The organism is Rhodospirillum rubrum ATCC 11170, from assembly GCF_000013085.1.
GTDB lineage: Bacteria > Pseudomonadota > Alphaproteobacteria > Rhodospirillales > Rhodospirillaceae > Rhodospirillum > Rhodospirillum rubrum.
In genome coordinates this window covers 1,896,666-1,909,405 of record NC_007643.1, presented here as the reverse complement: position 1 = coordinate 1,909,405, position 12,740 = coordinate 1,896,666, and the positions used below count along the sequence as shown (strand labels likewise).

The window sequence follows — 12,740 nt, the reverse complement described above, 5'->3', positions numbered from 1 at the left end:
CCCGGTCCACCGGCCAACAGACCATGATAGTTCACGAAAGGAGCCGACGTTCATGACCCGTTCGCGCACCGAAGCCCTGGTCACCCCCCAGTGGCTCCACGATCATCTCGACGCCCCCGATCTGCGCATCATCGATGCCAGCTATTTCATGCCGGCCAGCGGCCGCGACGCCCACCAGGAGTACGAGGCCGCCCATATTCCCGGGGCGATCTTCTTTGATATCAACGCCGTAGCCGACACCAGCCAACCCAAGCCGCATAGCCTGCCGGCCCCCGAGGTTTTCTCGTCGGCCTGCCGGGGATTGGGGATCGGCGATGGTCAGCGACTCGTCGTCTATGACCGCAACGGCGGGGCCATGGCCGCGGCCCGGGTGTGGTGGATGTTCCGGCTGTTTGGTCAGACCGAGGTCTCGGTTCTTGATGGCGGCCTGGGAGCCTGGCAGGCCGAGGGCCGCCCGACCGACGATCTGCCCCGCCTGCATGGGCGACGCCATTTCACCGCCCGCCTGGACAATACCCTGATGCGCACGGCGTCCCAGGTGCGCGAGGCGGTGGAAAGCGGCCGGGCCCAGGTGGTCGACGCCCGCTCAAGCGGCCGTTTCACCGCCACCGCCCCCGAACCCTGGCCGGTCGCCCGGGTCGGGCATATTCCGGGATCGATCAACCTGCCTTACACCGATCTGGTGGTGGCCAGCGAGCATGGCCGGCTGGCCGACCGCGAGATCCTGACCCAGGCCTTCGCCAAAGCCGGAGTCGATCTTGGCAAACCGCTGATCGCCACCTGCGGCAGCGGGGTCAGCGCCTGCGTCATCGCCCTGGCCGCCGCCCAGCTTGGGCACGAGACCGTCGCGGTCTATGACGGATCGTGGTTCGAATGGAGCGGTCTAGCCGATTATCCGACCGCTCCCTAACGGCCCGCCCAGCGCCGCGACGGCGGTTTATTGGGCGGCTTCGCCACGGGCCAGCCCGTGATCGGCCTCGTCATCGTCCATATCCAGGCCGAACTGGCCGGTGCGGGCAACCGACCCATCGGGAAAACGCCATTGGGTCGGCGCCGCCCCACCCGACAGGGTATAGGCCGGGCCTTCGATCTGGCCGTTGAAGCCAAGGGCGATCTCATCGGCCAGGGCCGCCACCGTTTCCGGGGCCAGGGTCTTGTGCCAATGGGCGCCGAACCGGGTCTCCATGGTCAGGGAGAACAGGTTGCGGGCATGGTAGGCGGTCGGCATAGCGCTCATCGTCCGAATCCTTCGAGAAAAGCTCAAAAAAATTCAGACGCCTCCTCAAGGGTCGATGGCGGGGGGTCTTGACGTGACACCCCTCGTCCGAATGTTCTGTTGCGCTGCACAATAGCCAAAAGCATCGGGGGGTTCCATAAAAAATCTTTCCCCTGGCCGCCGCTCCGGACGCTTTTTGCTCTCGTTGTATTTCCGCAACACCTTCTTTTCGCCAAAGACGTGCTTTTTAATCAAATGATTACGCGGAAGTATCCTTGCGCTCTTTGGTGGATCACCGACCTTTACGCAAATGACTTGTGAAGTCTTTGACCGGTTAGCGGCCGCGAACCATCGCCGCCCAAGGGAAGGGGATGGCGCGGCGACGAAGCGGCGTTAATGTAGGGGACCCCTGCGGTTTGACGTCCTACCCCCTGGAGTTCCCATGAAACAAGATACCACCGTCGTCCATAGCGGCCGCGACCCCCAGCGGTTCGATGGCGTCGTCAATGTTCCGGCCTATCGCGCCTCGACCGTCACCTTCCCGACCGTGGCCGACCTCAAGCGCAAGCACGCCATCCGTTTCGAGACCACCTATTACGGCCGCTACGGCACGCCGACGACGGCCGCGCTGGAAGAGGCCGTGGCCGCCCTCGAAGGCGCGACCCATTGCGCCGCCACCTCGTCGGGCATGGGCGCGGTGGCCGGAGCCCTGCTCACCTTCCTCAAGCAGGGCGACCACCTGTTGATGGTCGATACGGTCTATTGGCCGACCCGCAAGTTCTGCGATGTTTTCCTCAAGAATTTCGGCGTCGAGACCACCTATTACGATCCGCTGATCGGCGCGGGCATCGCCGCCTTGATCCGGCCCAACACCAAGATCGTCTATTGCGAATCGCCGGGCAGCCATACCTTCCAGGTCCAGGATATTCCCGCCATCGCGGGCGAGGCCCACGCCAAGGGCGCCCTGGTGCTGCTCGATAACACCTGGGCCTCGCCGCTTTTCTTCGAGCCCTTTTCCAAGGGCGTCGACGTGTCGATCCAGGCGGCGACGAAATATATCGTCGGCCATTCCGACGCCATGCTCGGCACCATTTCCGTGCGCCAGCGCGATTGGTTCCTGGCGATCAAGGACACCTTGGGCTCCTTTGGCTATGCCACCGGATCGGAGGAGGCCTTCCTTGGCCTGCGCGGCCTGCGCACGCTCTCGGCCCGGCTGGAGCGCCATCAGCGCTCGGCCCTGGCGGTCGCCACTTGGCTGCAAAGCCAGCCCGAGGTCGAGCGCGTGCTTTACCCCGCCCTGCCCGATGATCCCGGCCATGCCTTGTGGACGCGTGATTTCACCGGCGCCTCGGGGCTGTTTGGCGTGCTGCTGAAGGCGGGAACGGAAGAGCAGGTCGCCCATATGCTCGACCATATGACGCTGTTCGCCATGGGCTATTCCTGGGGTGGCTATGAAAGCTTGGTCATCCCGACCCGCGGCGCCATCGAGCGCACCGCCACCCAATGGACCCATCAGGGCCCGTCGCTGCGCCTGCATATCGGCCTGGAAGACCCGGCCGATCTGATCGCCGATCTGCGCGCCGGCCTCGACCGCCTGGGTGAAAAGGCCCTGGATCAATGAAGAACACCTCCGCCCTCGCCGAAACCGCCGCCCTATGGGCGGCGGTGAGGTTCACCGCCGATGGATTGGTGCCGGTCATCGCCCAGCAGCATGACAGCGGCGAGGTTCTGATGATGGCCTGGATGAACCGCGAGGCCCTTGAGGAAACCCTGGTGACTGGCAAGGCCTGTTACTGGTCGCGCTCGCGCGGACGGCTGTGGCGCAAGGGCGAAAGCTCGGGCCAGACCCAGAAGGTCCTGGCGCTCCGCCTCGATTGCGACGGCGACACCATCTTGCTGCTTGTCGACCAGACGGGCGTGGCCTGCCATACCGGGCGGCGCAGTTGCTTTTTCAACGAGGTCGGGCCGACAGGCGAGATCACCGTGGTCAGCGCGCCGCTGGTCACCCCCGAAGCCCTGTACGGCGCGGAAGGACACTCCCACCCATGATGACCATTCCCGTAACCATCCTGACCGGTTTTTTGGGCAGCGGCAAAAGCACCTTGCTTAATCGTCTGCTGCGCCATCCGGCGATGGGCGAAACCGCCGTGGTCATCAATGAATTCGGCGAGGTCGGCCTGGACCACCTGCTGGTGCGTCAGGTCGACGAGGACATCGTTTTGCTCAACGCCGGGTGCCTGTGCTGCACCGTGCGCGGCGACATGGTCACGGCGCTGCACGATCTGTTCTTGAAGCGGGTGCGCGGCGATGTGCCCGAGTTCCAGCGGCTAGCCATCGAAACCACCGGCCTTGCCGATCCGGCGCCGATCATCCACACCCTGATGACCGACCCACTGATTGGCGGGCGCTTCCGTCTTGACGGGGTGGTCACGGTGATCGACGCCGTCAACGGCGAGAAAGAGCTTGATGAGCATATCGAAGCGGTCAAGCAGGCCGCCGTCGCCGATAGGCTGGTGCTGAGCAAGACCGATCTTGTCGAAGATAGCGCGGCGCTCAAGGCCCGGCTGAAGGCGCTCAACCCGGCGGCCATCGTGCTGGAAGCCATCGAGGGCGATATCCATCCCGACGCCCTGCTTGACTGCGGCCTGTTCTCCAGCAGCGGCAAGGCCCCCGACGTGGCGCAATGGCTGCGCGACGAGGCCTATCGCGACCGCGACGAGCAGCACCATGGGCATGGACACCATCACGATCACGATCACCACGACCATGATCATGGTCACGATCACCACCATGACCACCACCCTCATGACGTGAACCGCCATGATGCGCGGATTTCCTCGTTCTGCCTGACCTTCGACGAACCGCTCGATTGGGAGCTTTTCGTCTCCGCCCTCGAGATGCTGATTTCAAGCAAGGGCGAAGATCTGTTGCGGATCAAGGGGATCTTGGATGTCATCGGCCAGGACCGGCCGATCGCCGTTCATGGCGTCCAACACGTCTTTCACCCGCCCGTTCCTTTGCCCGCTTGGCCGGCCGGCGAACCGAAAACCTCGAAGCTGGTCTTCATCACCCGCGATCTCGACCGCGCCACCGTCGAGGGGCTGCTGCGCGCCGCCCTCGGCGGCCAGGAGGTTCTACTCGACTAAAAAATACCGCCCCTCGCGCTTGCTTGTCAGCCTTGCGCGCCGCTCTAATCTATTGAATTTAGATCAAACTGCGTTGAATGGGGGCCATTTCACGCAGTTTGATCTAGGGAGCGCGAGGCGCGGGCGCAAATCCTCAGGGTTGAGGCTTCGGGGCTTTCTGCCCGCCAACGGTCGCACAGGGCGCGCAGCCACGCCGGCTGATCCTTGCCGGCGTCGTTCAGCCAATTGCCCACCGAGTCCTGAACATAGCGGGCGGCATCGGCGCGCAGGGGCTCCAGAATCGGCAAGCCTTGCTCCGGGGCTTTTTTCAAGGCGGCGATATGGGCGCACCACACGCCGCGCGGCCGCGTCGCCTCGCAGGCGAAGCGCCGCACGTTGTCCGAGGGTTCGGCCGTCCATGGGACAAGGGCGGCGATGGCGGCCTGGGGATCGGCGGCGATATGGGGGCGCAAGGCCAGCCACGACCATTCCCGCACCCCGAAATGGCCATCGTCGGCAAAGGGGCGGATCGCGCGCAGGCGCTGGGCAAGGCTGTCGTAGGCGCCCTGACCGATCACGAAACAGGCCCAGCCGCGCAGGGTATCGGACGGGCTCTCCGCCAACCGCTCGACCGCGCCTGGACCCAGGCGCTCAAGGATCAGACCGGCGGCCAGCGCCATGCGTTTGGTAATGCCCAGGGTGGCGGCGCCGTCGAGAACCGCCGCCGCCTCGCCAAGATCGGGCAGGGTGGCGCGCATCACGGCGGCGAAATCAACGGCAAGGCTTTCCGTCAGCGTCGTCGTCGCCCCCCCTCCGGCATTGAGATGGGCAAGACGGATGGGATCGATATCGCCGACACCACGCCCTTGGCCGGCGGCGGGGGATTTTGCCATGGGACCTCTGATTGGGAACTGGACAAGAGGTCCTTGTCAGGGGAGCGAAGGGCCCCCTGTTCCAGACCGCTTGGAATCCGCCCTGGTTAAAACAGCGGGCGGGGAAGATCATCGCCGGCGGCGTCGATCTGGCCCATCGCCTCTTCGCTCAGGTGGTTCAGCCGGCCAAGCAGGGCGACGATGCGGCCCAGCAGGATCAGCGTCACCGCGATGCACAGCGCCCCGCCGATCCACAGCACCGCGTCCTGCCCGGCCGCAGCCATCCCGGCCGCGCCACCGGCAGCGGCGGTCATGCTATCGGCCGGAAGCGGCGTCACCAGGGCGCCAAGGCCCAGCCAAACACCGATGACGACGACAAGACCGGCAAGGCCATAGGCGATAAAGGGCATGTCCGATCCTCTTTAGAACCGGGGCGAGGCCCGAATGCCCCGCCGCCAGGGGGATAGCAAGAGACTACCCCCCTGATCGGACAGACTCAACGGCTGTCGCCGGTCGTGGCCGGTCGGCCGCCAGCCGCGGGCTTTTTCACCTCGACCGGCTTGCTTTCGGCCACCGGCTTTTCCTCGACCGGCCGCGCGCCGGCGGGCAGATCATGGTCGGCCGCCGTCTGTTCGACGGAGCCGGTGCCCGGGGTGATGATCGGCCGCAGCGGAGCGGGCATGATCACCCCCTCCTCGCGGAAGCGGCGATCGATCTCAAGGCGCATGTCGCTGGCGATCGTGCCCCGGTTCATCACGTTCGAGGTATAGCTCCGCACCTCGAATTCGAGCCCGGTATCGGCGAAAGCCTTGAGCACCACCCAGGGCGCGGGCAGGGTCAGCACCTGGGGATGGGCCCGGGCGATCTCGAGCAACAGGTCGCGGACCTTGCGGGTATCGCTGTTCATAATCACCAGGACGCTGACGTCGATGCGTCCCAGGCGATTGCGCAAGGTGAGGTTGGTGAACGGCGAGGACAGGATTTCGGCGTTGGGGATAACCACCGAGGCCTGGGTAAAGGTCTCAAGCTCGGTCGCGCGGAAACTGATGCGCTTCACCAGACCCTCATGCGAGCCGATGATCACCCAGTCGCCAACCTTCACCGGGCGCTCGACCAAAATGATCAAACCCGAGACGAAGTTGTTGACGATGTTTTGCAAACCAAAACCGATACCCACCGACAACGCGCCGGCGATCAGGGCGATGTTGGTCAGGTCGATGCCCATGGTTCCCACCGCCAGGGCGGCGGCGGCGACCAATCCGATATAGCCGAGCACCGCCGTCAGCGAGTGGCGCACCCCGGCGTCCATGCCGGTTTGGCTCAACACCTTGCGCTGCAAGGTGCCCTGGGCCACCCGGGTGATCGCCATGGCGACCAGGAAGACCAGGATGCCAACGGCGATATCGACGATGGAGATGCGGACGCTGCCGATGGTGACGCCGGTGAGCAAGGTCACCGTGCCGTCCAGAACATCGCGCCAGGGCACCCCCCAACTGGGCGAGGCCACCATCACCACGCCCACGATGAGCAGCGGATCGAACAGCGCCTGCAGCCAGAACTTCATCTTGTTGAGCGACGGACCTTCATACCCAGCCCGGTCACGCAGCCACGACCAAGTGACGGCGACGCCGATCAGTTCATGAAGAAGGCCGCGCAGCACCAGGGCGGCGCCAAGAATGGCGCAGGTGGCCAGCAGGCCGTCGATCAGGAAGATGCCCAAACGGCCATAACCGACCAGACCGGCCATCATGCCGACCACGGTGACCAGCATGACGGCCAGACGCACCAGCAGCAGCAACAGGCGGAAAGCCCCCTCGCCCGCCTTGGCCTCGTCGTCCTCCTGGGAGGGCGTGGCCAGCGGCTGGACCTTGGGAGCGCCGTCTTCGGCCCCGTCCTCGGGCTTGGGCCGCGCCCACAGATCGGCATTGCTCAGCCGGATGAGGATCAGTCCCTCAAACAGCTTGAACAGCGCCGAGACGATCCAGGTCGAGGCGTCGGAGGGCGGCATGTCACCGGCGAGGCCGGTCATGAAGCGGTCGACCGCCACCACCATCGCCAGGACGACGACGATATGGGCGAGCTTCGAGGCCTGCTGATCGCCGTGGTCGGTCAGCCGCCAGGACGGCAGACCCGGGGATAGCGCCGCCCGCGTCACCGCCCGGGTGATGAGAACAAGCAAGACATTGAACAGGCCGCCGAGCATGACGCGGGTGAACAAGCCCTGATCGTCGGTCCAGGTCTTGGTGATCCAGGCGATCATGCCGCCCAGCACCAGGGCGGGAATGATGCCCTCGGCGGTGGCTTCGGCCAGGGCGGCGATCAGCCGCCGGCCATAGGGCGGATTTTCGATATCGGGGCGGCGGCCGAAGCGCCGTTGCACCCACCAACGCACCACCCAGCCGGTTCCACCGGCCAGGATGATCCAGACGCCGATGGCGTTGAAGGCCGCCTTGCGGCGATCGGCTTCGTCCCCCGACTGGTACCAATTCACCGGCGAAGCGGCGATGGCCACCAGCCCGTCGATCAACTCCGGCCCCCCCTGGGCCAGAACATCGGGCATCCAGGGCAGCGGAGTCGGATCGAAGAGGCTGGTCACCAGGGTGCGGCGCCGGATTTCCGAGATGCGGTTGAGCAGGGTCTCGGCGCGGGCGGCGCTGACCTCGATATCGGCCTGACGGGATTTCCACGTCCCCAGCAAATCCGTATAGGACTGGCGGCGGGCCTTCATATCCTTGGCTTCTTCGCCCTCGCCGTCTTTCGGCGGCGGCCCCAGGGCCTCGATCAGCTTTTCGGTCTCGGCCAAGCGATCGGTGGCGGCCTGCCGAAACAGCACCGCCTCGTCGCGCACGGCGCGCAGCCGGGACGCCAGAGCGTCAAGGGTTTCGGCGTCCCGTCCCGAGAGCGGCCGATTCAGCCGCTTGTCGACGTCATTGAGCGTCGGTTCCCAGGTCGCCGCCGCCTTTTTGAGGCGGTCGAGCACCGGGACTTCCGGAGCGGCGGCGGCCGTGGTCGCCGCCGGGCCCGGGGAGGTCTGCGCCGAGACCGGCAAGGCCACGGCGACAAGACAGAACACGGCGGCTACCGCCGCCCATACGCACCGCATGGTCTTCTTTACCTTTTTGCTGCCGCCCCCCGTCCGTGGGACGCCAGGATACATGCCAGACGGCCCAGCCTTCCGTCCACCTCCAAAGCCTCCACCGCCAGCGGAATTCGTCGGCGCCAGTTGGGATGCTGATCGATGGTTCCCGGCATATTGGCCTGTTCGGGCATTTCCAGCACGTCTTCAATTTGAAGCATGAGAATAAGGCTGGGGGTGCGGGCCAGCCACGCCGTCACCGCCGGCACCAGTTCGGGGGGGGGCGTGAAGGTCCCGGGGTCAGACAGCGGCGTTCCCGCCGCCGCCAGAGTCGCGCGGATTCGCGGCCGATCGTTGTGGCGATCCATGCTTTCGGCGTTGCGCGCCTGCTCGGAGGGAAACAGATCGAGGTCGTTTTTCCACGCCAGATCGCGCCCGGCCCAGAACCCGGCCAGGGTCGGCAGATCATGGGTCGACGCGGCGACGGTGGCCAAGCGGGGATAGGCTTCCGGGGGGGTCAGCGCCTGATCGTGGCCCCGTTCAAAGAAGAACAACCGATAAGACAGCACCGCCGCCTCGCGCATGCGATCGCGGAAGCCGTCGGGCACGGTGCCCAGATCTTCGCCAACGACGATGCAGCGCGCCCGGTGGCTTTCCAGGGCGAGAACGGCCAGAAGATCCTCGAAGGGCATCCTCAGATAGAAGCCCTCGCGGCCCTCCATCCCCCAGGGAATGCAAAACAGCCGCATCAGCCCCAGCACATGATCCATGCGCAGGGCCCCGGCCTCGCGCATATTGGCGCGGATCATCCGGGCGAAGGGCTGATAGGCGGCTTGGCGCAGGTGGCCGGGGTGAAAGGGCGGGAATCCCCAGTTCTGGCCCTTGGCGTTCCACGGATCGGGGGGGGCGCCCACCGACAACCCCTCGGCCATGACCCCGCGCAGGGCCCAGCAATCGGCGCCGGTGGGATCGGACCCCAGGGCGAGGTCGCGGTACAGCCCGACGCGCTGACCGGCATCGGCCGCAGCCTTGGCCACCAGCGCCAATTGGCGATCGGCCTCGAACTGGCACCATTGATGGAACAGCACCCGGGCCGCCTGCTCGCCGGCGAACGCGGCCACCGCCGGCGCCGCCGGATCGTGAAACTCAGCCGGCCAGTCGCGCCACGACCACCCCCTCTCCTTGAAGTGCTCGGACAGGGTCTGGAAAATGGCAAATTTTTCAAGGTGCTCCCCGCCCTCTTTCAGGAAGGCGGTAAAGGCTTGGCCGCGCGGCGTCCGCCGTCCGAGGTGCTGGGCGACAAAACGCCGGTGAAGAATGGCCAAAGCCGACCATTTGCCCTCGGCGACCGCCGCGAGATCGATCAGTTCGGGCTGCTGAAGGGCGCCGAGATCGTTGGTGAAGGCGGCAAGCTCGGGGCTGAGGTCGTATTCCGGAACGCTGGGGATCGAGATATAGAGCGGATTGAGGAACAGCCGGGAGTTGGGCGAATAGGGGCTGGCATGAAGCGGGCGGGCCGGAAACAGCGCGTGAAGCGGGCTGACGCCCAACAGATCACCGCCCTGGCGGCCGGTCAGCCGCGCCAGCACGGCCAACGAGTCGAAATCGCCCATTCCCCAGTCGTTGAGACTGCGCAGGCCATGAACCTGGGTCGCCACGCCCCACAAACGCGGCCCCTCGCGGTCTTCCCAGCCCTCGGGCAGCCAACAGCGCCTGGGCGCGACGATCAGCACGGTCTCCAGCGCCGTCGGGGCAAGTCCCTCGACGCGCAGGCGATGATACCCCATCGGCAGATCGAGGCCGAGGTCAAGGCGGCGCCGTGTCTTACCCTCCGGCCCCGACTCCTCGACCGTCAGGCTTTGTGGATCGAAGGTCCCGGTCGCCGGTAGGGCTTGCGCTCCCTCCTCGGGGGTCAGACTCCAGCGGCCGGGGCCAAACGAGTCGCCCGTCGTCACCACCGGCACCGTCAGGACGGCGGGCGTGTCACCCAGGCGATGGATGACGCAAGGCGGCAGCGCCTCGGCCCAGGGGGCGGCCTCAAGGGCGGCCAGCGACCGCGCCGCCTGCGCCTCGTCCTCCGCCGGCCAGCCCAAAGCCGCCAAAGCCGCCTTCAGCGCCGCGTCGGGGGCGACCATCAACGATCCGAAAGCATCATAACAGCGGTCGATAACCCCTGCCCGTTCCGCAAGAACCCTCAATACTCCGGGGGTGCCGTCCGTCATCCGTCCCTCTCTCCACCCTTGGGCCCCCCCTTCATACCTCGGGGAAGCCATCCAATTCCCAGGGACCATCCCCATCCCCATCCCGCAGTCCCGGCTCGCGCCGGAACACCGTCAGCGATCGCCCCTCCACCGAATACATCTTGCCGTCGGCCGGGGCCGGGCGCCGTTCCGCCCCCGGCCGCGCCGTGTCGAACAGCAAGACCCAGCGCGTGCCCGCCGTCAGCACGGGCAGAAGCATCGGCACCGGGCGGGAATCGGCGTTCAGGGCTACCAAAAAGCTATGATCGGGCTCGGGATCGCCCATTTCGGTCACAAAGTACTCGCCGGCCTCGCCGCGGATGAGAAAGGCCAGGAAACGCTCTTCCGGGTCGGTCCAATCGCGGGCATCGGAGCGCTCGCGGCCGTCGGGCTCAAGCCAGGTGATGTCCTTGACATCGGTGCCGCGCAGGGTCGTTCCGTGAAAGAAGCGGTTGCGATGAAAGACGATATGGCGCCGGCGCAAGCGTATCAGCCAGCGCACCATGCGGGCGAGGGACTGGCCCTCGGCATCGATCGCCGCCCAATTGATCCAGGAAATCTCGTTGTCCTGGCAGTAGGGATTGTTGTTGCCGCGCTGGCTGCGCCCGAATTCATCGCCGGCCACCAGCATCGGCACCCCTTGCGACAACAGCAAGGTGGCAAGGAAGTTCCGCACCTGCCGACGGCGCAAGGCCTGGATCGACGGATCCGAGGTCGGCCCTTCAATCCCGTGGTTCCACGAATTGTTGTTATCCGTGCCGTCCCGGTTGTTCTCGCCATTGGCCTCGTTGTGCTTGCCGTTGTAGGAGACAAGATCGGCCAGGGTGAACCCGTCATGGGCGGTGACGAAATTGATGCTGGCCCAGGGGCAGCGGCCGCGATTGGCGAACAGGTCCGAAGACCCGGTCAGCCGGGTCGCCAGATCGGCCACCTGCCCGCGATCGCCCTTCCAAAAGCGCCGCACGGTATCGCGGTAACGGTCATTCCATTCGGCGAAGCCCGGGGGGAAGCCGCCCAGCCGGTAGCCGCCATCGCCGACGTCCCAGGGCTCGGCGATCAGCTTGACGGTGGAGAGCACCGGATCCTGGCGCAGGGCCTCGATAAAGGCGGAATGGGGATCGAAGCGGCCGTGGTCGCGGGCCAGGGTCGTCGCCAGATCGAAGCGGAAACCATCGACATGCATCTCGCGCACCCAATAGCGCAGCGAGTCCATGACCATCTGCAAAACCCGGGGGTGGCGCAGGTTGAGCGCGTTGCCGCAGCCCGTGCTGTCGGCGTAGAAACGCTCGTTGCCCGGCACCAGCCGGTAATAGCTGGCGTTGTCGATGCCTTTGAAACTGAAGGTCGGGCCAAGGTGATTGCCCTCGGCCGTATGGTTGTAAACGACATCAAGGATAACCTCGATGCCGGCGTCATGCATGACCTGCACGAAGGTCTTGAACTCGCCCAGCTTGCCGCTGGCCAGATAGGACGGCTGGGGGGCGAAATAACCCAGCGAGGCGTAACCCCAATAATTGGTCAAGTTGTTCTTGACCAGATGGCGCTCATCGACAAAGGCCTGAACCGGCAAAAGCTCGATCGCCGTGATGCCCAGGGATTTCAGATAGGACACCACCGCCTGGGTCGACATGCCGGCGAAGGTGCCGCGAATGGCGCGCGGCACCTCGGGATGGCGGATGGTGAAGCCCTTGACGTGAAGCTCGTACAACACGCTGTCGTGCCAGGGCCGGCGCGGGGCGCGGTCGTCATCCCAGGTGAAGGCGGTTTCGACGATGACGCATTTGGGCATGAAGGCGGAATTGTCGCGGGTGTCGAAGGTCAGATCTTCCGACGCCGCGCCGAAGCGATAGCCGAAATGGGCATCGGTCCACTGCAGGCGCCCGCCCCACGAACGGGCGTAAGGGTCGAGCACCAGCTTGTTGGGATTGAAACGATGGCCGGCATGGGGGGCATAGGGGCCGTAAACCCGATAGCCGTAGCGCTGGCCCGGGCGAACGTCGGGCAGATAGCCATGCCAAATCTCATCGGTGTATTCGGGAAGAGGAACGCGCGAGAGTTCCCGGCCGTCATCCCCGTCGAAAAGGCAAAGTTCCACCTTTTCCGCATGCTCGGAAAACAACGCAAAATTGACCCCCCGGCCATCCCAGGTCCCGCCAAGGGGATAGGGGCGGCCGGGCCAGACTCGCGGTCGCGTAAGCGGCATGCTGGGAC

Annotated in this window: 10 protein-coding genes; 4 read left to right on the top strand and 6 right to left on the bottom strand. The window is 65.6% G+C overall.

What is annotated here, in order from left to right; translation table 11 throughout:
- The first annotated feature begins 52 nt into the window (after nucleotides 1–52).
- The gene (gene sseA, locus RRU_RS08375; protein ID WP_011389305.1) at nucleotides 53–910 is read left to right on the top strand and encodes a 3-mercaptopyruvate sulfurtransferase; all 858 of its coding nucleotides are present in this window, start codon (nucleotides 53–55) and stop codon (nucleotides 908–910) included.
- A gap of 27 nt (nucleotides 911–937) precedes the next feature.
- On the opposite strand, the gene RRU_RS08370 is transcribed toward sseA, so the two are convergent.
- Complete coding sequence (locus RRU_RS08370) at nucleotides 938–1,237, bottom strand: hypothetical protein (protein WP_011389304.1); 300 nt, start codon at nucleotides 1,235–1,237, stop codon at nucleotides 938–940.
- A 421-nt stretch (nucleotides 1,238–1,658) separates the two neighbouring features.
- Here RRU_RS08370 and metC point away from each other — a divergent pair, with 421 nt between their 5' ends.
- The 3 genes from metC to RRU_RS08355 are packed head-to-tail and all read left to right on the top strand — an operon-like array spanning nucleotide 1,659 to nucleotide 4,362.
- Nucleotides 1,659–2,837, top strand: a complete 1,179-nt coding sequence (gene metC, locus RRU_RS08365; protein ID WP_011389303.1) for a cystathionine beta-lyase — start codon at nucleotides 1,659–1,661, stop codon at nucleotides 2,835–2,837.
- Complete coding sequence (hisI, locus tag RRU_RS08360) at nucleotides 2,834–3,265, top strand: phosphoribosyl-AMP cyclohydrolase (protein WP_011389302.1); 432 nt, start codon at nucleotides 2,834–2,836, stop codon at nucleotides 3,263–3,265. The genes metC and hisI overlap by 4 nt, the downstream gene beginning before the upstream one ends.
- Nucleotides 3,262–4,362: a CobW family GTP-binding protein gene (locus tag RRU_RS08355; protein WP_011389301.1), complete on the top strand. Its 1,101-nt coding sequence runs from the start codon at nucleotides 3,262–3,264 to the stop codon at nucleotides 4,360–4,362. The genes hisI and RRU_RS08355 overlap by 4 nt, the downstream gene beginning before the upstream one ends.
- Nucleotides 4,363–4,451: 89 nt before the next feature.
- Here RRU_RS08355 and RRU_RS08350 read toward each other — a convergent pair whose 3' ends face one another.
- The 5 genes from RRU_RS08350 to glgX form a co-directional block, all read right to left on the bottom strand.
- Entirely contained in the window at nucleotides 4,452–5,234 is a 783-nt protein-coding gene (locus RRU_RS08350) for a DNA alkylation repair protein (protein ID WP_011389300.1), read from the bottom strand.
- Nucleotides 5,235–5,320: 86 nt separating this feature from the next.
- A complete protein-coding gene (locus RRU_RS08345; RefSeq protein ID WP_011389299.1) occupies nucleotides 5,321–5,623 on the bottom strand; it encodes a hypothetical protein in 303 nt (100 codons plus the stop codon).
- 86 nt (nucleotides 5,624–5,709) lie between these two features.
- Nucleotides 5,710–8,316: a mechanosensitive ion channel family protein gene (locus tag RRU_RS08340; protein ID WP_011389298.1), complete on the bottom strand. Its 2,607-nt coding sequence runs from the start codon at nucleotides 8,314–8,316 to the stop codon at nucleotides 5,710–5,712.
- An 8-nt stretch (nucleotides 8,317–8,324) separates the two neighbouring features.
- Nucleotides 8,325–10,424 carry a 4-alpha-glucanotransferase gene (malQ, locus tag RRU_RS08335; protein ID WP_014626205.1) on the bottom strand — a complete coding sequence of 700 codons (2,100 nt, stop codon included), beginning with the start codon at nucleotides 10,422–10,424 and terminating at the stop codon, nucleotides 8,325–8,327.
- A 118-nt stretch (nucleotides 10,425–10,542) separates the two neighbouring features.
- Nucleotides 10,543–12,732: a glycogen debranching protein GlgX gene (gene glgX / locus RRU_RS08330; RefSeq protein WP_011389296.1), complete on the bottom strand. Its 2,190-nt coding sequence runs from the start codon at nucleotides 12,730–12,732 to the stop codon at nucleotides 10,543–10,545.
- Between the last annotated feature and the right edge of the window lie 8 nt (nucleotides 12,733–12,740).

Coding starts and splice junctions, on each gene's coding strand:
- sseA (WP_011389305.1), top strand. CDS start 53: ATGACCCGTTCGCGCACCGAAGCCCTGGTCACCCCCCAGTGGCTCCAC.
- RRU_RS08370 (WP_011389304.1), bottom strand. CDS start 1,237: ATGAGCGCTATGCCGACCGCCTACCATGCCCGCAACCTGTTCTCCCTG.
- metC (WP_011389303.1), top strand. CDS start 1,659: ATGAAACAAGATACCACCGTCGTCCATAGCGGCCGCGACCCCCAGCGG.
- hisI (WP_011389302.1), top strand. CDS start 2,834: ATGAAGAACACCTCCGCCCTCGCCGAAACCGCCGCCCTATGGGCGGCG.
- RRU_RS08355 (WP_011389301.1), top strand. CDS start 3,262: ATGATGACCATTCCCGTAACCATCCTGACCGGTTTTTTGGGCAGCGGC.
- RRU_RS08350 (WP_011389300.1), bottom strand. CDS start 5,234: ATGGCAAAATCCCCCGCCGCCGGCCAAGGGCGTGGTGTCGGCGATATC.
- RRU_RS08345 (WP_011389299.1), bottom strand. CDS start 5,623: ATGCCCTTTATCGCCTATGGCCTTGCCGGTCTTGTCGTCGTCATCGGT.
- RRU_RS08340 (WP_011389298.1), bottom strand. CDS start 8,316: ATGCGGTGCGTATGGGCGGCGGTAGCCGCCGTGTTCTGTCTTGTCGCC.
- malQ (WP_014626205.1), bottom strand. CDS start 10,424: ATGGTCGCCCCCGACGCGGCGCTGAAGGCGGCTTTGGCGGCTTTGGGC.
- glgX (WP_011389296.1), bottom strand. CDS start 12,732: ATGCCGCTTACGCGACCGCGAGTCTGGCCCGGCCGCCCCTATCCCCTT.